This is a genomic window from Gemmatimonadaceae bacterium, from assembly GCA_035533015.1.
Lineage (GTDB): Bacteria > Gemmatimonadota > Gemmatimonadetes > Gemmatimonadales > Gemmatimonadaceae > JAGWRI01.
In genome coordinates, this window is sequence record DATLUQ010000029.1 from 62,213 (window position 1) to 82,862 (window position 20,650).

The window sequence follows — 20,650 nt, forward strand, 5'->3', positions numbered from 1 at the left end:
ACCCCATGGCCATTCCGATCGCAGCGCGTGCCGCCGAGTTTGGCACGCTCGACACGCCGCTCCTCGCCATCGCACTCGGCGCCGGTGATGCGCTCCCGCCCGCGCTCGCCCCTGTGGACGCGGCCACCCTCGGCGCGATCGGCCGCGCCCTCGCATCGCGTGACTTCCGCGGCGGCCGCGATGAAGTCCTCACGCTCGCCGGCGGCGCGCAAGGCATCCGCCGCGTGCTGCTCGTGGGCACGGGAAAGCCGACGCGGCGCACCGACGCGCTGCGCCGGGCCGCCACGCTGGCGGCCCGAAACGCGGCCCGGCTGGGCACCGGCGCCATCGCCTTCTACGCCGGTCCACTCACCGCCGCCGAGTCCGAAGCCGTGACCGTGGGGCTCATCGCCGGCGGGTGGCGCTACGACGACGTCAAGACGCCGCCGCCGGCCGATGAACGGCGCGCCGCGCTGGCGGCCGGCACCGTCCTCGCTCCCGACCTTGCGGCCGCCGAGCGCGGCGTCGTGACCGGAACGGCGATCGGCGAGGGCCAGTCGCTGGCCCGCACGCTCGGTATGATGCCGGGCAATCTCTGCACGCCTGATTTCCTCGCCGACACGGCGCGTGACATCGCCAAGCGACACGGCTTGCCGTGCACGGTGCTCGGCCGCGCCGACATGGAAAAGGAGGGGATGGGGTCGTTCCTGGCCGTGGCCCAGGGTACGCCGCAGGACCCCAAGCTCATCGCGCTCGAATACCGGAAGGGCCCCAAGAACGGCAAACCGGTGGTGCTCGTCGGCAAGGGACTGTGCTTCGACTCGGGCGGTATCTCCATCAAGCCGGCCGCGAGCATGGAATGGATGAAGTACGACATGTGCGGGGCAGCCGGCGTGCTGGGCGCCATGGAGGCGATCGCCCGCCTGGGGCTCGCCGTGAACGTGGTTGGCCTCGTGGGCTCCACCACCAACATGGTCTCGGCCACGGCGGTCAAGCCGGGCGACGTGGTGAAGAGCCACCTGGGCAAGTACATCGAGATCATCAACACCGACGCCGAGGGGCGGCTCGTGCTGGCTGACGTCCTGTCGTACGCCCGCCGCTACGAACCGACGGCCGTGATCGACGCGGCCACGCTCACCGGTGCCTGCGTGATCGCGCTTGGACACAGCGCCACGGCCGTGCTCGGCACCGACCGACAGCTCGTGCAGGAAGTGCTCGACGCCGGCGACCGGTCGGGCGAACGCGGCTGGGAGTTGCCGCTGTGGGACGATTACAAGCCGCTCATCAAGTCCGAAGTGGCCGATATCAAGAACGTCGGCGGCCGCGCGGCGGGAACGATCACGGCCGCGCTGTTCCTGGCTGAATTCGCCGAGGCGTTCCCGTGGGTTCACCTCGACATCGCCGGCACCGCGTATAGTGAGACCGATCTGGTGACCATCCCCAGCGGCCCCACGGGCGTACCGGTGGGCATCTTCGTCGAGTTCGTGCGGGGGCGGGCGAGCTGACGCGTTCACTGGTCCGCGCCCTCTGGTGTGCCGGCCTCGGCCTCCTGGTCGGGGCCGCTTTGCCTTCGGCGGCCCGCGCCCAGGGGCGGGACACGGTCGTCAAGCGCGACACGTTGGTCAGGCGCGATACCTCGGCCAAACGCGACACGCTGGTGAAAACGGACTCCGCGGCCAGAGCGGCGGCCCGCGTGCCTGGCAACACCGTGCCACCAGCGGACACGACGGTGCGGGCCGACACCGCTCCGCCGCACATACCGCTGCCCGTCGATACGGTGCGGCGCGACACGATCAAGGCACCGTTGGCCCACGCCGAACTGCCGCAGACCGCGGATCCCACGGGCAGCTATCACCTCGACCGGGACGAGATCTTCGCCACCGGTGCCCAGAACGTGGGCGATCTGCTCGACCGGCTGCCCGGCGTCACGCAACTGCGCGCCGGATGGATGGCCGCGCCCATGACGGCGACGTACCTCGGCGACGCGGCGCGGGTGCGCGTGTTCCTGGACGGGGTGGAATACCAGTCCTTCGATCCCCATGCCGGCGGCTCCCTCGACTACAGCCAGATCCCGCTCTGGCCCATCGAGGCGGTCACCGTCGAGCGGTCGGCGAGCGAAGTCCGGGTGTACATGAACACCTGGGAAGTGGACCGCACCACGCCGTACACGCGCACCGACATCACCACCGGCGACCATCAGACCAACCTCTACCGCGGGTTCTTCGGGCGCCGGTTCAAGCACGGGGAGTCGCTGCAGTTCGGGGTGGAACAGTACGGAACGGCTCCCGAACCGCAGGGAGCCACCAGCGATCAGCTTTCGCTTATGGGACGAGTCGGCTGGGCCCATGGTCCGTTCAGCGTGGACGCGTTCATGCTCCAGGTGCGCACCCATCGAGGAACGATCACCGACCCGTACAGCCTCGACTCGCTCGATCAGTTGGATGCGACGCGGCGTGATGCGTATCTGCGGTTCGGGGTCGGGAGTCCGGACCGGGGCCCCTGGTTGCAGGCCATCGCCGCGACGACGCGCTACCAGTTCGCCGGCGGAGCGACGACGGTGCCCACGATCATCGACTCCACCAAGGCGGCCGGCGACACGACGGTGTCCGGCGCCCAGTACCTGCTGACCGGCGGATTCACGCGGTGGGGGGTGCGGGTGAGCGGGGCCGCCCGCTATTTCGCGTCGTTCAATCGCGCGTTCGTGGCTCAGGACAGCGCGCACGACACGACGACCGTCCAGGGATCCCCGGCCGCCGATTCGTCCGGGGCGCCTTCCGTGAAACCCTGTTGCTGGCGCCACGGACTGTTCGTGCCGAGCGTGCGGGCCGACTTCAATCTGTGGAAGTTCTCGGTGTCGGCGTTCGCCGAGGGGCAGGGACCCGATTCCGTGTCGCGCCGCGAGGCGAACGCCGTGTTCGCTCCGTTCAGCTTTCTCCGGTTTGCGGGAGCGGTGGGCTCGGAGCGAGATGCCCGAACTCCGGACAGCCTCCTCACGCCGGGCTACCGGCGCCTCGAAGCCGGCCTCCGCATCCACGACCTCTGGCTGGGCGGCGGCACCATCATGCGAGGCGCGGTGATGCTGGCGGCCCCGGCGCTGGTCAACGATTCCCTCACCCGGGTGAGCGAACCGTCGGCCACGGCCACGTTCATTTCGGTCCGGGGGCGGATCTGGAGGGGCATCAACGCCGACGCTTTTGCGCTCAAGTGGAACGACAGCACGGGGTTCTACCGTCCGCAGTACCAGACCCGGGCCCAGTTGTACATCAGTACATCGCTCCTCGACCGGTTCCCGGACAACTCATTCCATATTTTCTTCGGCGCCACCCACGAGTACCAGTCTGCGACGTACTTTCCCGTCGGCGCCGCCGGAGTGGAGCGGCTGCCGGGCTACCGGACGATCGGGGCTCAACTCGAAATCCGCATCGAACGGGCGGTACTGTCGTACCGGTTCACCAACGCGCTCGGGGAGAAATACCAAACGGTGCCCGGGTTCCAGATGCCACGGCAGTCTTCGGTGTACGGCATACGTTGGTACTTCTGGAATTGACAAGGTCGTTGTGGTGCCGTAACTTACGAGTCTGTCCATGATTCGGAGCATGACGGGATTCGGCACCGCCGACGGCGCGGTGGGCGGCGCACGGGTCACCGTGGAACTGCGCTCGGTCAACCACCGGTTTTTCAATCCCAGCATCAAACTGCCGGGTGCCATGGCGCGATGGGAAGGCGAGGTGCGGGAGGCGGTGCGCCGCGGTATCGGCCGCGGCGCGGTGACCGTCACGGCGCGCGTGGAGGCCGCGGCGTCCGCGAGCGCGGCGATCGACGAACAGCGGTTCGGAGCATACGTGGCGCGGTTGCGCGAGTTGCAGCAGCGGCACGGACTGCCACCGGAGTCGCTCGACGTGGCGGCGGTGCTGCGCCTGCCCGACGTGGTGGTGAGCGGTAGCGCCGAGCCGGCGGTGGAAGGCACGGCCGACGAGTTGGTGGACGTGGTGGACCGGGCCGTGGCGGCGCTCACGGCCATGCGGGAGGCAGAGGGCGCTCGGCTGGCAGTCTACCTCGACGAGCGGCTGGCGATCGTGGAGGGGGCACTGACGCGCATCGGTGCGCGCGCGCCGGAGCGTGTGGTGGAGCAGCGCGATCGCCTGCGGGCGTCGGTCCAGGAGTTGGCCGGCGGCGTGGCGCTCGACGAGGGTCGGCTGGAGCAGGAGATCGCGCTCCTCGCCGATCGGCTGGACGTGAGTGAGGAGATGTCGCGGTTCCGCGCCCACGTGGCGGCATTCCGCGACACGATTCGCGGCGCGAGCGGTGACGGGGTGGGCAAACGGCTGGGGTTTCTTCTGCAGGAAATGCTCCGCGAGGCGAACACCACGGGGAGCAAGGGGAACGATGCGGTGGTGGTGACCGACGTGGTGCTGATCAAGGAAGAGTTGGAACGGATTCGCGAGCAGGTCGAGAATCTCGAATGAGTAATTTTCCCGTCATCCTGTCGGCCCCGTCGGGCGGCGGGAAGACGACGATCGCCCGGACGCTGCTGGCCCGCCGGCCGGACCTGGGATACTCGGTGTCGTGTACGACGCGGAGCCCGCGGGCTGGTGAAGTGAATGGACGGGACTATTACTTCTTGTCGCGCCGGGAATTCATCGACCGACAGGGGCACGGGGATTTCGCGGAGTCGGCGGAAGTGCACGGGAACCTCTACGGCACCCTGCAGGCGGAAGTGGATCGAGTGTTGCAAGCCGGCAAGCACGTGATCATGGACATCGACGTTCAGGGGGCGCTGCAGTTCCGGCGCGTCTTCCCACAATCGGTGACCGTGTTCGTGTTGCCGCCGTCCGGCGAGGTGCTGTTGCAGCGACTGCGGGAGCGCGATACGGAAAGCGGCGCCCAGATGGTGGCGCGGCTGCACTCCGCGCTCCAGGAATTGCAGGCGGTGGATGAGTATCAGTACGTGGTGGTGAACGATGATCTCGGCACGGCGGTAGATCTGGTGTCGTCGATCATCGATGCGGAAGTGGCCAGTCGCGATCGCGTGGCGAACCTGCGGCATCAGGTCACGCAGTTGATCGACCGGTTGGAGCGGGAAATCGAGAACCATTCTCTCTGAACAGGGCCGTCTAATGCGAGTGTTCACACCCAGGGAAGTCGCGCAGCATGCCGCCAACAAGTATCTCGGCGTGCTCGTGGCATCGAAGTACGCGCGCGTCCTCAACGAGTTCCCGCGCGACCGTTCCGCGATGGGCGAGAAGAAGCTCACCACGCGCGCCATGGAAGAGCTGTCCAGCGGAAAGCTCGTCTATCGCGTCGTGCCGCGGCGCCGCGGCGAGTAGCCGCGCCCAGCCATCGCGGGCACACGCCCGCCTCGCTTCGAGTCGCATGAGTCTCGCGTCCCCTCGGCCCTACGCGTCGCGCCGCGTTCTGCTCGGCGTCACCGGCGGAATCGCCAGCTATAAGTCCGCCTGGGTGGCGCGTTTGCTCACCAAGGCGGGCGTCGAGGTGGACGTGGTGATGACCCGCGCCGCCACCGAATTCGTGGGGCCGGTTACGTTCGAAGCCCTCACCGGCCGGCCCGTGCATACCGAGCTGTTCGACCCCGGCCACGCCCTCGAACACATCACCCTCGCCCGCCAAGCCCACGCAATCGTCGTCGCGCCGGCGACGGCCGACTTCCTGGCGCGCGCCGCCTCGGGACAGGCCGACGACCTCCTCACCGCCTGCCTCCTTGCCGCCACGTGCCCGGTGCTGCTCGTGCCGGCCATGAACGACCGCATGTGGGCACACCCGCAAACCCAGCGCAACGTGCGGCACCTGGCGGAACTCGGCTACCACGTCCTGCCGCCGGACGAGGGCCTGCTCGCGGTGGGCGAGGGCAGCGGCCCGGGGCGTATGCCGGAACCCGAGACGATCGTCGCACACGTGGGGCGCCTGCTCGAGACGCGCGGGCCACTCACCGGCAAGCGCGTAGTGGTCACCGCCGGACCGACTCGCGAGGCGATCGACCCGGTGCGATTCATCTCCAACCACAGCAGCGGCAAGATGGGCGTGGCCGTCGCCGCAGCCGCCTGGCGGCGCGGGGCCGACGTGGAATTGATCGCCGGGCCGCTGTTGGTCGAGCCTCCCGTGGGCCCGCGGGTCACCCACGTGGAGACCACGGCCGAAATGGCCGACGCGGTGCGGCGTGCGCTGGGAGCCGCCGACGCGCTGGTGATGGCGGCGGCGCCCGCCGACTTCACCCCGGCGCACGTGGCGACGTCCAAGATCAAGAAGGGCGCCACGGCGCCGACGCTCACCCTCGATTTCACGGTGGACATTCTGGTCTCGACGCGCAGCGCGCGCCGGCCGGGGAGCGTGATCGTCGGATTCGCCCTCGAAACGAACGACGTGCTCGCACACGCACGCGCGAAACTCGACGACAAGGAACTCGACCTGATCGTCGTCAACGACGCCACCGAGCCGGGCGCGGGGTTCGGCGTGGACACGAACCGGGTCACGCTGCTCGATCGCGCGGGTGGAGAGACCCGCCTCGACCTCATGCTCAAGACCCAAGTGGCCGAGGCCATCCTGGACCGCGTAGAGGGAATGCTCGGTGGACGCTAGGGAGCAACTGCGACGGTACCTGGAGCAGCGCCGAGAGATGGGCGAGTCGGAACTCGTGCTCGATAATCTCTCGGTGGAGGACGCCCTGCGTCTGCTCGGCGCCGGGAACCCGGTCCCGGGGGGCAGCGCCGACTGGCGCGCCACGCTCAAGCAGGCGGGCGCGACCCCTGGCGATGCGGCCCCGGTCAAGCCTCCGCCGCGCCAAACACAGCCGCCCGCCCGCGAGCACGAGCCGGCCCCCGAGGCGCGGAACGCGCCGGCCGTCGATCCGATGCGCAAACGCGGGGCCTTCGAGCCGCCGCGGGCCCAACCCCAGTCGACGGCAGCCCCCACCGGCGCTCCGCCCAATGGACTCGTCGTGGGGAATAGTTCGCGCGAACTATTCGGCGCCCAGCAGCAGCCGCAGTACGGCACGTTGGATGAGATCGCCAGAGCGGTGAGTTCCTGTACCAAGTGCGCGCTCCACAAGGGGGCGCGAAACGCGGTGCCCGGTGAAGGCAGCCCGAATGCCGCCCTCATGTGCGTGGGGGAGGCGCCGGGCGCCACCGAGGACGAGACCGGGAGGCCCTTCGTGGGGCAGGCAGGCCAACTCCTCACCAAGATCCTTGCCGCGATCGACCTGAAGCGCGAGGATGTGTTCATCGGCAACGTGCTCAAACACCGCCCGCCCGGCAACCGCAACCCGTTGCCGGACGAAGTCCGGGCCTGCAGCCCGTATCTGATCCGTCAGATCGAGTTGATCCGGCCCAAGGTCATCCTGGCGCTGGGTACGTTCGCCGCGCAGACGTTGCTCGAAACGAAACTCACGATTGGGAAGCTCCGGGGACAGGTGCACCGATACTATGGCGTGCCACTGATCGTCACCTATCATCCGGCCGCCCTGCTCCGAAACCCCTCTTGGAAGCGCCCTACCTGGGAAGATGTCCAGCTTGCCCGCCGAATACTCGACGACACCATCGCCCGTGGGTGACGCGTTCCGCGACCGGCAGCCGCCGTACTCGGAAGACGCCGAACTCGCCGTGCTGGCCGCCATGCTCATGGACCAGGACGCGATCGAGCGCACTGGAGAGATCCTCAACGACTCGATGTTCTATGTCGAGCGCAACCGGCGCGTCTTCCGGGCCATCACGGCGATCTCCCAGCAGGGCACGGTGGTCGATCCGCTCACACTCGCCGAGGAGCTGAACCGGCGGGGCGAACTCGACGCGGCGGGCGGCAAGGAATACATCGGCTTCCTGGTGGACGCCGTTCCGACCGCCGCCAACGTCGAGTATCACGCCAAGATCGTCCTCGAGAAGGCGCTGATCCGTTCGCTCATCCAGGTCTCGACCGGAATCGTCACCGACGCGTTCGCCGGCCAGCATACGGCGGCGGAGCTGCTCGATGCGGCGGAATCGCGGATCTTCCAGGTGAGCGAGCAGCGGAAGAATGCCGGGTTTGTCCGCCTCAAGAATCTGATGTGGCCGGCCATGGAGCACATCGAGTTGCTGCAAAAGGGCGGCAAGACGATCACCGGCGTGGCCAGCGGTTTCACCGACCTCGACGAGATTACGTCGGGGTTCCAGAACTCCGAACTGGTGATCGTCGCGGCGCGGCCCTCCATGGGGAAGACGGCCTTCACGCTCAACCTCGCGCAGCACGCGGCGATCGAGAACAATGTCGCGGTGGCCTTCTTCTCGCTGGAAATGAGCAAGGAGGCGCTGGTACAGCGCATGCTGACCAGCGAGGCCCGCGTGGACGCGCAGCGCCTGCGCAAAGCGACGCTGCGCGACGACGACCTGCCGCGCCTCGCCCGCGCGGCGGGCATTCTCAGTTCGGCGCCGATCTGGATCGACGACTCGCCTGGCCTCACGCTGCTCGAGATGCGTTCCAAGGCCCGCCGCCTCAAGGTGGAGGCCAACATCGGGCTCGTCATCGTCGACTACCTGCAGCTCATGTCCGGGCCTACCAATGCCGAGAGCCGGCAGCAGGAGGTGAGCCAGATTTCGCGCGGGCTCAAAGCGCTGGCCAAGGAACTCGGGGTCCCGGTCGTGGCGCTCTCCCAGCTCTCGCGCGCCCCCGAGCTGCGTACCGGCGAGAACAAGCGGCCACAATTGTCCGATCTGCGGGAATCTGGTGCGATCGAGCAGGACGCCGACCTTATCATGTTCCTCTACCGCCAGGAGTTCTACGACGGTCCCACCGACAAGGACGGCAACTCGCTCGAAGGCAAGTCGGAGGTCATCGTGGGCAAGCAGCGCAATGGTCCCACCGGCATCGTGAACCTGTACTTTCACAAGCACTACACGCGGTTCGAGAACTACACGCAGCGTAACACCGGGCCGTGAGTTCAAAGGCCAGAACCGTGTACCGCTGCACCGAGTGCGGCGCCGACCACCCCAAGTGGGCCGGCCGCTGCGAGACGTGCGGCGAATGGAACACGCTGGTCGAGGAGCCGGTGGCGATGGCCGTGGCGCCCCGCACCGGCGCGCAACGGCGTGCGCTGGGCGCGCGCGGGTTGGGGGGCGGGGGCAGCGTCGCACCCGCGCCGCGCCTGCGCGAGGTGAAGGGGGGCGCCACCGAGCGCTGGGCCACCGGCATCGACGAATTCGACTTCGTGCTCGGCGGCGGACTGGTGCCGGGCTCCATGGTGCTCGTGGGCGGCGAGCCCGGGATCGGCAAATCGACCATCCTGCTGCAGGTGGCGGCCAGTCTGGAACAGGCCGGACGCGCGACGCTCTACGCCTCGGGCGAGGAGTCGCCGCTCCAGGTGAAACTGCGCGCCGACCGGCTGGGCGGCGCCGCAGCCGAGGTGTCGCTCCTCGCCGAGACGAATCTGGAAACCGTTATCGCCACGGCAGCGGAGCGCGCGCCGGCGCTCCTCGTGGTGGATTCCATCCAGACCCTGTTCACCTCCGATCTCGAGGGAGCGCCAGGCAACGTGGGGCAGGTGCGGGAGTGCGCCGCCCGCCTCATGCGCTTCGCCAAGGAGAGCGGCACGGCGGTGATGGTCGTGGGGCACGTGACGAAGGGGGGAGGGATTGCCGGCCCCAAGACCCTGGAGCACATCGTGGACACGGTGCTCTACTTCGAGGGAGACGCCACCCTCGACCACCGGTTGCTCCGCGCCACCAAGAACCGGTTCGGCAGCGTGGACGAGATCGGCGTGTTTCGTATGACCGAGCAGGGGCTGGTGCCGGTGGCCAATCCGTCGGAGCTGTTCCTGGGCGACCGCAACTCATCGGCCTCCGGCAGTGCGCTCACGGCATTGATGGAGGGCTCGCGACCGATCCTGCTGGAAATCCAGGCGTTGGCCACGCGCGCCGGATTCGGTACGCCGCAGCGCGTGAGCACGGGGCTCGACAACCGGCGGTTGGCCCTGCTGCTCGCCGTGCTCGACAAGCGCGCCGGACTCACCTTCGCACAGTTGGACGTGTTCGTGAACGTGGTCGGCGGCGTGCGCCTCCAAGAGCCCGCCGGCGACCTCGCCGTGGCGGCGGCGCTCGCGTCGAGCATCCACGACCGCGCCCTGCCGAGCGACGTGCTGTTCCTGGGCGAGGTCGGGCTCGGCGGCGAGGTGCGCCCCGTGTCGCAGGCGGAACGACGAATCGCCGAAGCGGCCAACCAGGGCATGAGCCGCGTGTATCTGGCCGAACGTGGCATTCCCAAGCGACGCAACCCCAAGGTGCAAACGGTGGGCGTGCGCACGGTGAACGACCTGTTCGAACGGCTGTTCGCGTGAGCCCTCCCCCCCGGAACGTGGGCGCCGTGATCGTCGCCGGTGGCACCGGCACGCGCGTGGGCGGCGCGGAACTCAAGCAGTTCCGGTGGATCGCGGGCAAGCCGATGCTGCTCCACTCGCTGCAGACGTTCATGGCCCACCCGCGCGTGGTGGCCGTGGTGTGCGTGCTTCCCCGCCAGTATGCCGGCGACCCGCCGCCGTGGATCTTCCAGTGCGATGTGGACCGGCTGCTCGTCTCGGTGGGCGGCCGCACGCGCACCGAGTCGGTGTACAATGGGCTCGACGACCTGGCAGACGAGGCCGAGATCGTGCTCGTACACGACGCCGCGCGTCCGTTCGTCGACGCGGCGACCATCGACCGCGTGATCGCCGGCGTGGAGCAGGGCGGTCCCGCCGTGGCGGCGCTCCCCGTGGTGGACACACTCAAGGAAGTGGACGACGCACGAAACGTGGTGCGTACGGTGGATCGATCGAACCTCTGGCGCGCGCAGACGCCGCAAGGGTTCCCGCGTCGCCTCATCGTGGACGTGCACCGCGAGGCGCACGCGCGCCACCTCGATGCCACGGATGACGCCGCGCTGTGCGAACAGTTCGGACATCCGGCGGTCGTGGTGCGCGGTGACGAACGAGCCATGAAGATCACCGAAGAGGCGGACTTCGCGCGCGCCGAGGCGTTGTTTCCCCTGCAGGCATGAGACCGGCCCCCCTCAGCTACCCGTTCTGGTCCCCGCAGGAGGTGCAGTCGGCCCTCCGGCCGGCTCTGGATCAGATGGAACGCCGCAAGGTGCTCGCCTATCCCACCGAGACGGTATACGGGTTCGGCGGGGCGATCGACCGCGAGTCGGTGGGCGCGCTCATCCGCCTCAAGCGTCGCCCCACAGGCAAGCCCTTCCTGCTCCTCGTGGACGGAACGGAAACACTGGCCCGGCTCGATCTCCATATGCCGAGCTACGCCGCGAACCTCGTAGCCCGCCACTGGCCGGGGCCGCTCACGCTGGTGCTCTCCGGGGGCGAGAACCGGGTGCCACCGCAGCTGCGAGGCCCCGAGGGAGGCGTGGCGGTCCGCTGGACGAGCCACCCCGCCACGGCGCGCCTCATCCAGGCGCACGGCGACGCGATCACGTCCACCAGCGCCAACCGCCCGGGGGTTCCGCCGGCGATGACCGCAGGGGAGATTCTGGCGCAGTGGTCTGATGCCGTGGCGCTCGGCGAGCTGCGCGTGCTCGACGGCGGCCGCCTCGCGCCCTCTGCTCCCTCAACCGTGGTGGACTGCATGGGTCGTCATCCCCGCGTGATCCGGCCCGGCGCCATCTCGGCGCGTGTGCTGCGCGAGAGCGTGCCCACTCTGGTCGGAGACGCTTGAGCGGTGCGCCTGCTCTTCGTCTGTACCGGCAATACCTGTCGCAGCCCGCTGGCCGCGGCCATCGCCCACACGGTGGCCGCCGAGCGCGGACTGGACGATATCGACGCATCGAGCGCCGGCACGAGCGCCTGGGAAGGGGCGTCGGCGTCGGACGGCGCGCTGCTCGTTGGGCTCGAGCGCGGGCTCGATCTCAACGCGCACCGTTCGCGGCAACTCGATCGCGAGTTGGTGGAGCAGGCCGATCTCGTGCTCGCCATGGGGCCGCACCATCTGGAACGCATCGAAGCGCTGGGCGGAGCGGGCAAGTCGTTCCTGCTCACCGCCTATGCGTCCCATGGAAAGAACACGCGGCCGGTGAACGACCCGATGGGCGCCGAGTTGGACGTCTATCGCGCTACCGCGGACGAACTGGACCGTGCCGTGCGCCAGACGATCGACCGCCTGATGGCCGAACGCGGGTCCGCCGGGGACACCGCGTGACACTCCGCCCGGGGCGGCTGGTGCTGATCGGCCATCCGGTGGCGCACTCGCTCTCTCCCAAGATCCAGAACGCCGCGCTCCGCGCCGCGAACATCCAGCTCACCTACGAACTGCTCGACGTTGCGCCCGCGTCGCTGGACCGCGTGCTGACCTCGCTGGCCGCCCAGTCAGCCGCCGGCAACGTGACCATCCCGCACAAGAGCCGCGTGGCCGAGCACTGCCACCGGCTGCTGCCGATGGCCCAGCGCACCGGAGCCGTCAATACCTTCTGGACCGAGCATGGCGGCCTCGTGGGCGACAATACGGACGCGGATGGATTCGACGACGCCGTGCGCGACCTGCTCGGCACGCTTCCGCACGACGCCGAGGTCGGCGTGATCGGGGCGGGCGGGGCCGCAGCAGGGATTATCGCGGCAATCGAACGATGGGATGCCTGCCGCGTTCGGCTGTACAATCGGACGGACTTCCACGCGCGCGCGTTGGCGGCCCGATTCGAAGGCATCGCCACCGTCGCACGCTCGGTCCGGGACGCCGTCGCCGGCGTTCCGCTCGTCGTCAACGCCACACCGGTGGGAATGCACGATGACACGCTGTCCATTCCGCTCGACGCGCTGGCACCCGGCGCCGCGGTGTTCGACGTCGTGTACCGGCGCGGTGGCACCGCGCTCGTGCGCGAGGCGCGCGTCCGCGGCCACCGCGCCGGCGGGGGACTTCGCATGCTGGTGGGCCAGGGTGCCCGCTCGTTCGAGCGGTGGTTCGGGTTCGCCCCCGACCGGGATCTGATGTGGGAGGCGGTCCGCGATCTGGGCTGATCCGCCGCATGATTCCGGCGGCCCTCGCTCTCCGTGACCTGCTCCTGCCGGTGGCCTGCGCGGCGTGCGGGCGCCCGCTGGACCTCGGAGAACCGGGCATCGTGTGCGGGCGCTGCTGGGCGCGGCTGGCGGCGTTGCCGGCGCCGCGCTGCGCACGGTGCGGGCATCCCAAGCTGCGCCCCGAGTGCCGCTGGTGCGAACTCCTCCCGCCCTATGTGCGCGCGGCCCGGTCGGTGTGCTGGGTGCACCGCGGCACCGGCCAGGCGATCGTCCACGCGCTCAAGTATCGGGGGTGGCACGCCGTGGCGCCGGGCATGGCTGAACGTCTGGGCCGGCTCGACTGGCCGGACGACGTGCTGGCGGAGCGCGCCGCGGTGGTACCGGTGCCGTTGGCGCCCGCCCGGGAACGCGAACGCGGGTACAACCAGAGCGAACGGCTGGCCCGCGCGCTCGCCCTGTGGTGGGGCCTCCCCGTCTGGCCTCAGGTGCTCACACGCACGCGCCACACGGGAACGCAAACGCAATTGACACCGGAGCAGCGACTGGTGAACGTTTCAGGCGCGTTCAGCGTGCCGGAATTCTCGCGCGGTGCGCTGCGGCGATCGCACGTCGTGTTGGTGGACGACGTGGTGACGACTGCCGCCACGCTCAATGCGTGTGCCGCCGCGCTGCACGCGGCAGGTGCGCGCCTCATCAGTTTCGCAACATTCGGCCGGGCACCCGCGGAGGGCGACCGGTGAACGACATGGGAGACGACGATGGCGACTCGTGTAGGAATCAATGGCTTTGGGCGCATCGGGCGCCAGGTACTGCGCGCGGCCAGACTGCAGGGCGTGCACGACCTGGAGTTCGTGGCCGTCAACGACCTCACGGACACCCGAACGCTGGCCCACCTATTCAAGTACGATTCGGTGCACGGCACCTATGAGGGCGCGGTCTCGGCGTCCGCCGACAGCATCATGGTGGACGGCCACTCGCTCAAGGTGCTGGCCGAGAAGGATCCGGCCAAGCTTCCGTGGAAGGACCTTGGCGTGGATGTGGTGCTCGAGTCCACGGGCCGCTTCACCAAGGCCGACGACGCCCGCAGACACATCGAGGCCGGCGCCAAGAAGGTCCTGATCTCGGCCCCCGCCAAAGGCGAGGACGTGACGATCGTGATGGGCGTCAATCACGACAAGTACGATCCGGCCAAGCACGCCATCATCTCCAACGCGTCGTGCACCACCAACTGCCTCGTGCCGATGGTCAAGGTCATCCGCGACGCGTTCGGCTTCGTGCGCGGCAGCATGACCACCGTGCACAGCTACACGAACGATCAGAACATCCTCGACTTGCCGCACAAGGATCTGCGCCGCGCCCGCGCCGCCGCGGTGTCCATCATTCCCACCACCACCGGCGCCGCCAAGGCCACTTCGCTCGTCATTCCCGAACTCAAGGGCAAGATCGACGGCATCGCAGTGCGCGTGCCCACCCCCGACGTGTCGCTCACCGACCTCGTGGTGGTCACCGAAAAGTCGACGACGGTGGATGCGGTGAACGCGGCGTTCAGGGCGGCCGCCGACGGGCCGCTCAAAGGCATCCTCCAGTACACCGAGGAGGAGTTGGTGAGCGTGGATTACACCGGCAATGCCCACTCCTGCATCTTCGACTCCAAGACCACGGCCGTCATCGATGGCGGGCTGGTGAAGGTGTGCGGGTGGTACGACAACGAGTGGGGCTACGCCTCGCGTTGCGTGGACCTGATGCAGCTCATCGCCCGCCAGCTCTGAGGGCGGGGCGATGAACAAGAGAACGGTTCGCGACCTGCGCGACGCCGAGGTGAAAGGGCGTCGCGCCCTAGTGCGTGTGGACTTCAACGTCCCGCTCGACGACGCCGGCCGGATCACCGACGACACGCGCATCCGCGCCGCGCTCCCCACCATCGAACTCCTGCTCGCTCGTGGCGCGCGCGTGGTGCTCCTCTCACACCTGGGCCGCCCCAAGGGCAAGCCTGACGAGAAGTTCTCGCTGCGTCCGGCCGCCGCGCGCCTCGCCGAGTCGCTTCCCACCCGCCGCGTGAAGTTCGTGAGCGCCACGGTGGGTGCCGACGCCGTAGCCGCCACGCGCGACCCGAGCGCCGACGTCGTGCTGCTGGAGAACACCCGCTTCTTTGGCGGCGAGGAGAAGAACGACGAGGCGCTCGCCCGGCAGATGGCCGAGTTGGGGGACTTCTACGTCAACGATGCCTTCGGCAGCGCGCACCGAGCGCACGCATCCACCGAGGGCGTGGCTCGGTTTCTCAAGCCCGCCGTCGCCGGACTCCTCATGGAACGCGAGCTGCAGTACCTCGGCACCGCACTGACCAACCCCAAGCGGCCCTTCGTTGCGCTGCTGGGGGGCAGCAAGATCTCGGGCAAGATCGACGTGGTCGAGGCCCTGCTCCCCAAGGTCGATGCGCTGCTCGTCGGCGGCGCCATGGCGTGCACGTTCTTCAAGGCCATGGGACTTGAGACGGGCAAGTCGCTCGTCGAGGACGACCGGGTGGCCATGGCCAAGGAGCTGCTGGCGCGGGCCGGCACTCGGCTCATCGTGCCGCACGACGCCACCGTGGCGCCGAGCGTGGACGACGCCGCCAAGGCACACGCCGTGAAGCGCGACGCGATTCCCCCCGGCGAAGCCATGCTCGACATCGGCCCCGATACCGCCGGGTCGTACGCACGCGCGATCGCCACTGCCAAGACCGTGGTGTGGAACGGACCGATGGGCGTGTTCGAGAAGCCGCCGTTCGATGCCGGCACCAACGCCGTGTCCCGCGCCATGGCCGACGCCACGGCCCACGGCACCACCACGATCGTGGGCGGCGGCGACTCTGCAGCGGCCGTCGAGGAAGCAGGACTCGCCGCGCGCATGAGCCACGTGTCCACCGGCGGTGGCGCGTCGCTGGAGTTCCTCGAAGGCAAGACGCTTCCCGGCGTCGCAGCGCTGGACGACGCGGCGTGATCGCGGCGCCCATCTTCGCCGCCAATTGGAAGATGAACCACGGGCCCACCGAGGCCGGGGCGTTCATGCGCGCGTTCGTCGCCCGCTATGCGGCGCGCGACGACCGCACGGTGATGTTCTTTCCGTCGGCGCTCGCCCTGGCCGCGGCGCGCGACGCCGCGAGCGCGCGGCGGGACCTGTGGTTTGGCGTGCAGAACATCTCCGGCGAGGAGAAGGGCGCGTTCACCGGCGAGAACTCCGCCCGCATCGCTCGCGATGCGGGTGCCACGGCCACGCTCGTGGGCCACTCCGAGCGGCGTCACGTATTCGGCGAGACCGATCAAGCCACCGCCGACAAGTGCGCCCAGGCCGTATCGCACGGCCTCACACCAGTGTTCTGCGTTGGCGAAACGCTCGACGAACGTGAGCGCGGACACACCCAATCGGTGGTGTTGCGGCAATTGCGAGCCGGCGTGAGCCGCCTCGACGCCGCACAATTGGGTGGGCTCGTCCTGGCCTACGAGCCGGTGTGGGCCATCGGTACGGGTCGTAACGCGACTCCCGCCGACGCCGCTGCGGTGCACGCCGTCCTGCGCGCGGAAATGGGCGCGCTGGGCGCGATCGGGCACGTGCCCATTCTCTACGGCGGAAGCGTGAAGCCCGACAATGCAGCCGCGCTGCTCGACGCACCGGGTGTGGACGGCCTGCTCGTCGGCGGGGCGAGCCTGGACGTGGAAACCTGGCTATCGGTGGTGGCAAGCGTCTGATGCGGCGTCCTTGACGCGGCGGGCTAAGTCTCGCGATATTTATGGCTTGCGTAGTTTTCCGATCTCCTGATACGATACGCCCATGCTGTACAAGATTCTCCTGTTTCTCCTCGTCGTCGACAGCGTCTTCCTGCTGGCCGCAATCTTGATGCAGGCCGGGCAGGGCGGTGGGCTCGCCGCGACGTTTGGCGGCTCCAGCAGTTCGGCCGAATCCATCTTTGGCAGCCGGCAAACCGGGAATCTGCTCACCAAGGCCTCGTGGTGGTGCGGCGGGCTGTTCCTCGCGCTCGCCTTCATGCTCTCGCTCGCGACGTCGCGGAGCGCCTCCCCGCAGTCGGTGCTGGACAACGCGTTCCAGAATCCGCCCGCCTCGGCACCAGCACCGCTGGGCAGCGGCGAGACCAGCGGCGCGGTACCCTTGCAGACGGCGCCGACCACCACTCAGCCGGCCGCGCCGGCAACGAAGACTCCGCCCACCGACACCAAGAAGAAGCCCTGACGGTGACCACGGCTCAGTATCATCCGGGGTTCCTCCTCCTCGAGGACGGAACCCTTTTTCACGGCACCCTGAGCGCCCCGATTCCGCCCACGGTGGCCGAGGTCGTGTTCACGACCAACATGAGCGGCTACCAGGAGGTCTTCACCGATCCCTCCTACCGCGGGCAGATCGTCGTGATGACGGCGCCGATGATCGGCAACTACGGCGTGAACGACGAAGACCCCGAATCAGCCGGCGTGCAGGTGTCGGGCGTGGTGGTGCGCGAGCTGTCGTCGGCCTACTCGAGTTGGCGGGCGACGAGTGGACTCCCCGCTTGGCTTGAAAATGCGCACGTTCCTATTATTCAAGACGTTGATACTCGTCGTCTCACGCGTCACTTGAGGACTGCTGGCGTGATGCGTGGGGTCCTCGGAACCGGGGACGCACCAGGCGCGGAAGCGATGGCGGCCCTCGAGGCCTGCCCGTCCATGGAGGGGCTGGACCTCGCCTCCCGCGTGACCACGCGCGAGCCATACACGTGGGGCGACCGGTCGGCGACGCATCATATCGTGGCCTACGACTACGGCATCAAGCGCAACATCCTGCGGCTGTTCGAGGAACACGACTGCCGGGTGACAGTGCTTCCAGCCGAGACCCCCGCCCAGGTGGCGCTGGAGTTGAAGCCGCACGGCGTATTCCTGGCCAACGGCCCCGGCGACCCGGCGGCCGTCACCTACGCCCCGCAGACGGTGCGGACCATTGCAACGGCTGGCGTACCCATCTTCGGAATCTGCCTCGGCCATCAGATCCTTGGGCTCACATTTGGCGCCCGAACGGTGAAGATGCCCTATGGCCACCGCGGCGGAAACCATCCGGTCAAGGAGTTGGCCACCGGAAAGGTGCTTATCACGTCGCAGAACCATGGATTCGCTGTGGCCGGGGACGAATCGGGCATTCCGGGAGCGCCGGCGCTGGCTGTGACCCATGTGAATCTCAACGACGGGTCCATTGAGGGGTTGCGGCACAAAGAGTTACCGATTTTCGGGGTGCAGTACCACCCCGAGGCGGCTCCTGGCCCGCATGACGCCCGGCCTCTCTTTGACGAATTCATGGACGTGGTCGAGAATTTCGGGGCTTGACGCGCTCCAAACTCTTGACACACAACACTTAACGTCCATAAGTTCGGGGAGCGCTCCGGCCTTGGAGCGCCTGACCCCGAGGCTCTTTCATGACCAAAGCTGATCTGGTTGAGCACGTCACGACGCAGATTGCCCGTACCGCCGGGCCGATGATATCCAAGAAGGACTGCGCCAGGGTCGTCGACGCCTTTCTCGATGCGATCAAAGAAGCGCTGCACGATCAGAAGAACATTGAGGTGCGCGGCTTTGGCACGTTCAAGATCCGCCACCGCAAGACACGCATGGCGCGCAATCCCCGCACCGGCTCTCCCGTGGAAGTGTCGGCCCGCCCCGTTCCCGTGTTCAAGCCTTCCAAGGAGTTGCGCGCCATGGTGGCGGACATCGAGATGGACGATCTGGACGACGACGAGGACTCCGCCGATTCCATCAAGGCCTCCAAGGCGTAGTCGTTGCAGCGCTTACATGGTCGCCTCGTCGCTTCATGCCGGGGCGATTCGTTTGTGTGGCCCTCACGCTGCCCGCGTGGACCGTATCGCGTGAGGTAAGTGCTTACCTCCCGACACCCGTTCCGATAGCATTCGCTCTATGACGTTGCGCGTGCTGCTGTTTGCCTCTTACGCCGATGCGCTCGGCGCCTCGGAAATCGACGTGGACCTGCCGGCGGGTGCGACGGTGCGCGATCTGATCGCCTCTGTGCACCGGCGCGCGGGGAACGGTCGGATCCCGCCGTCTCCGCTGGTGGCCGTGAACCAGCGTTACGCCTCGCTCGATACGCCGGTGTCCGCAAGTGACGAAATCGCGATCATCCCACCGGTCGCCGGCGGCTGATGCGCAGCGCGATCGTCGACCGCCCGCTCGCCCCGACCGCGCTCGTGGCCGAAGTCTCGGCGCCTGACTGCGGCGCCGTGGTGCTGTTCGTTGGCACGGTGCGCGACACGAATGACGGGCGCGCAGTCACCGGCATCGAATATTCGTCGTATCGCACGATGGCCGAGCGCGAACTCGCGACGATCGTGGATGAATCCGCCACGCGGTTCCATGGCGCGCGGGTGGTTGCGGAGCACCGCGTAGGAATGCTGGGCCTCGGGGAAGCCAGCGTGGCGATCGCCGTGGCTCACGGGCACCGTGGCGCCGCGTATGAGGCTTCGCGCTACGTGATCGAGGAGATCAAGCGCCGGCTTCCGATCTGGAAGCGCGAGCATTACGCCGACGGCACGCGGGAATGGGTGCACGCCAGAAGCGGAACGGCGCGCACCCCGGAGCCGGTCGCGTGAGCGACGCACTGCGCGACCAGTTCGGGCGGAGCATCGAGTACCTCCGCATTTCCGTCACCGACCGGTGCAACTTTCGCTGTCTCTATTGCATGCCTGCCGAGGGCCTGCAATGGCTGCCCAAAGCCGAGATCCTCACGTACGAAGAGATTGCCGCGACCGTGGGGCAGCTCGCCCCGCTCGGGCTGCGCCGGCTGCGGATCACGGGTGGAGAGCCGACCATTCGCCCCGACCTGGAGCGATTGGTCGCCCAACTCAGGGCCGTGCCAGGAATCGAGGACATCGCGCTATCCACCAACGGGGTCAGGCTCGAGGCGCTCGGCCCCACGCTCCGCGCCGCCGGCCTGGACCGCGTGAACATCAGTGCCGACAGCCTGCGCGCCGACCGCATCGCGGCGATCTCGCGCCGCAACCTCGGGTTCGACCCGGTGCGAGCCGCGACGGCGGCGGAACGAGCGGGGCTCGATCCGGTGAAGATCAACATGGTGGTCATGCGCGGAGTGAACGACGACGAGGTCGAGGAGTTCGCGCGGCTCACGTTGGAGCATCCGTGGCACATCCGCTTCATCGAGCTGATGCCGGTGGGCGAGATGCGCGATCTCACGTGGGAGCACGTCGTGCCGAGCGACGAAGTGCTGGCGCGCATCCGGACGTTGGGCGCGCTCGAACCGGCGGCGGGCCCGGCGCGCGGCAACGGCCCGGCGGTCTATTATGCATTCCCTGGTGCGCGCGGCACGATAGGGATGATCACGCCGATGACGCACACGTACTGCGGATCGTGCAACCGAGTGCGGCTCACTGCTGACGGCCGGCTGCGCACTTGCCTGTTCGGCGACCACGAGGTCGATCTGCGCACGCCGCTGCGTGCGGGCGAACCGTTGGAGTCGCACTTCCGCCGCGCGCTCGCCGAGAAGCCCAAGGAGCACGCGCTGTTGCAGATGAAGGTGGGCGGGCTTCGCGCACTGTCGCAGGTCGGGGGGTAGACCGCTCGGCCCGTCCGGCGCGCCGGCAGTTCAACACACGACAGGACTTCGACGCAGCGCGCAGCGCGCAGTGCGAACGGCGGATGCCACCCGAAGGGGACCTCA

Annotated in this window: 23 protein-coding genes; all 23 read left to right on the forward strand. The window is 68.5% G+C overall.

Features of this window, described 5'->3' with window-relative positions:
* The first annotated feature begins 5 nt into the window (after nt 1-5).
* The 23 genes from VNF92_06055 (at nt 6) to moaA (ending at nt 20,545) form a co-directional block, all read left to right on the forward strand.
* Nucleotides 6-1,484 carry a leucyl aminopeptidase gene (locus VNF92_06055; protein HVA57434.1) on the forward strand — a complete coding sequence of 493 codons (1,479 nt, stop codon included), beginning with the start codon at nt 6-8 and terminating at the stop codon, nt 1,482-1,484.
* A gap of 59 nt (nt 1,485-1,543) precedes the next feature.
* Nucleotides 1,544-3,526: a Plug domain-containing protein gene (locus VNF92_06060; protein HVA57435.1), complete on the forward strand. Its 1,983-nt coding sequence runs from the start codon at nt 1,544-1,546 to the stop codon at nt 3,524-3,526.
* 37 nt (nt 3,527-3,563) lie between these two features.
* Nucleotides 3,564-4,445, forward strand: coding sequence for a YicC/YloC family endoribonuclease (locus VNF92_06065; GenBank protein ID HVA57436.1), 882 nt, complete (start codon nt 3,564-3,566; stop codon nt 4,443-4,445).
* Nucleotides 4,442-5,083, forward strand: a complete 642-nt coding sequence (gene gmk, locus VNF92_06070; GenBank protein ID HVA57437.1) for a guanylate kinase — start codon at nt 4,442-4,444, stop codon at nt 5,081-5,083. Before VNF92_06065 ends, gmk begins: the two co-directional genes overlap by 4 nt.
* A 13-nt stretch (nt 5,084-5,096) precedes the next feature.
* Nucleotides 5,097-5,306 (forward strand): DNA-directed RNA polymerase subunit omega, encoded by a 210-nt coding sequence (locus VNF92_06075; protein ID HVA57438.1) that lies wholly within the window; start codon nt 5,097-5,099, stop codon nt 5,304-5,306.
* A gap of 46 nt (nt 5,307-5,352) precedes the next feature.
* Entirely contained in the window at nt 5,353-6,573 is a 1,221-nt protein-coding gene (gene coaBC / locus VNF92_06080) for a bifunctional phosphopantothenoylcysteine decarboxylase/phosphopantothenate--cysteine ligase CoaBC (protein HVA57439.1), read from the forward strand.
* Nucleotides 6,563-7,543, forward strand: a complete 981-nt coding sequence (locus VNF92_06085; GenBank protein ID HVA57440.1) for a uracil-DNA glycosylase family protein — start codon at nt 6,563-6,565, stop codon at nt 7,541-7,543. The genes coaBC and VNF92_06085 overlap by 11 nt, the downstream gene beginning before the upstream one ends.
* The gene (dnaB, locus tag VNF92_06090) at nt 7,494-8,900 is read left to right on the forward strand and encodes a replicative DNA helicase (protein HVA57441.1); all 1,407 of its coding nucleotides are present in this window, start codon (nt 7,494-7,496) and stop codon (nt 8,898-8,900) included. Before VNF92_06085 ends, dnaB begins: the two co-directional genes overlap by 50 nt.
* Complete coding sequence (radA, locus tag VNF92_06095) at nt 8,897-10,294, forward strand: DNA repair protein RadA (protein HVA57442.1); 1,398 nt, start codon at nt 8,897-8,899, stop codon at nt 10,292-10,294. The genes dnaB and radA overlap by 4 nt, the downstream gene beginning before the upstream one ends.
* Nucleotides 10,291-10,989, forward strand: a complete 699-nt coding sequence (gene ispD, locus VNF92_06100) for a 2-C-methyl-D-erythritol 4-phosphate cytidylyltransferase (protein HVA57443.1) — start codon at nt 10,291-10,293, stop codon at nt 10,987-10,989. Before radA ends, ispD begins: the two co-directional genes overlap by 4 nt.
* Nucleotides 10,986-11,657, forward strand: coding sequence for an L-threonylcarbamoyladenylate synthase (locus VNF92_06105; GenBank protein ID HVA57444.1), 672 nt, complete (start codon nt 10,986-10,988; stop codon nt 11,655-11,657). The genes ispD and VNF92_06105 overlap by 4 nt, the downstream gene beginning before the upstream one ends.
* Nucleotides 11,658-11,660: 3 nt before the next feature.
* Nucleotides 11,661-12,137: a low molecular weight protein arginine phosphatase gene (locus VNF92_06110; GenBank protein ID HVA57445.1), complete on the forward strand. Its 477-nt coding sequence runs from the start codon at nt 11,661-11,663 to the stop codon at nt 12,135-12,137.
* Nucleotides 12,134-12,949, forward strand: coding sequence for a shikimate dehydrogenase (locus tag VNF92_06115; GenBank protein HVA57446.1), 816 nt, complete (start codon nt 12,134-12,136; stop codon nt 12,947-12,949). Before VNF92_06110 ends, VNF92_06115 begins: the two co-directional genes overlap by 4 nt.
* Nucleotides 12,950-12,957: 8 nt before the next feature.
* Entirely contained in the window at nt 12,958-13,689 is a 732-nt protein-coding gene (locus tag VNF92_06120; GenBank protein ID HVA57447.1) for a double zinc ribbon domain-containing protein, read from the forward strand.
* An 18-nt stretch (nt 13,690-13,707) separates the two neighbouring features.
* Entirely contained in the window at nt 13,708-14,718 is a 1,011-nt protein-coding gene (gap, locus tag VNF92_06125; protein ID HVA57448.1) for a type I glyceraldehyde-3-phosphate dehydrogenase, read from the forward strand.
* 10 nt (nt 14,719-14,728) lie between these two features.
* Complete coding sequence (locus VNF92_06130) at nt 14,729-15,928, forward strand: phosphoglycerate kinase (protein HVA57449.1); 1,200 nt, start codon at nt 14,729-14,731, stop codon at nt 15,926-15,928.
* On the forward strand, nt 15,925-16,674 hold the full coding sequence (gene tpiA / locus VNF92_06135) for a triose-phosphate isomerase (protein HVA57450.1): 750 nt from the start codon (nt 15,925-15,927) through the stop codon (nt 16,672-16,674). Before VNF92_06130 ends, tpiA begins: the two co-directional genes overlap by 4 nt.
* Nucleotides 16,675-16,756: 82 nt before the next feature.
* Nucleotides 16,757-17,173: a preprotein translocase subunit SecG gene (secG, locus tag VNF92_06140; GenBank protein HVA57451.1), complete on the forward strand. Its 417-nt coding sequence runs from the start codon at nt 16,757-16,759 to the stop codon at nt 17,171-17,173.
* 2 nt (nt 17,174-17,175) lie between these two features.
* Nucleotides 17,176-18,291, forward strand: a complete 1,116-nt coding sequence (carA, locus tag VNF92_06145) for a glutamine-hydrolyzing carbamoyl-phosphate synthase small subunit (GenBank protein ID HVA57452.1) — start codon at nt 17,176-17,178, stop codon at nt 18,289-18,291.
* A gap of 89 nt (nt 18,292-18,380) precedes the next feature.
* A complete protein-coding gene (locus tag VNF92_06150; GenBank protein HVA57453.1) occupies nt 18,381-18,737 on the forward strand; it encodes an HU family DNA-binding protein in 357 nt (118 codons plus the stop codon).
* 139 nt (nt 18,738-18,876) lie between these two features.
* The gene (locus VNF92_06155; GenBank protein ID HVA57454.1) at nt 18,877-19,119 is read left to right on the forward strand and encodes a MoaD/ThiS family protein; all 243 of its coding nucleotides are present in this window, start codon (nt 18,877-18,879) and stop codon (nt 19,117-19,119) included.
* Nucleotides 19,119-19,565, forward strand: coding sequence for a molybdenum cofactor biosynthesis protein MoaE (locus VNF92_06160; GenBank protein ID HVA57455.1), 447 nt, complete (start codon nt 19,119-19,121; stop codon nt 19,563-19,565). Before VNF92_06155 ends, VNF92_06160 begins: the two co-directional genes overlap by 1 nt.
* Nucleotides 19,562-20,545, forward strand: coding sequence for a GTP 3',8-cyclase MoaA (gene moaA / locus VNF92_06165; GenBank protein ID HVA57456.1), 984 nt, complete (start codon nt 19,562-19,564; stop codon nt 20,543-20,545). The genes VNF92_06160 and moaA overlap by 4 nt, the downstream gene beginning before the upstream one ends.
* Nucleotides 20,546-20,650 lie beyond the last annotated feature (105 nt).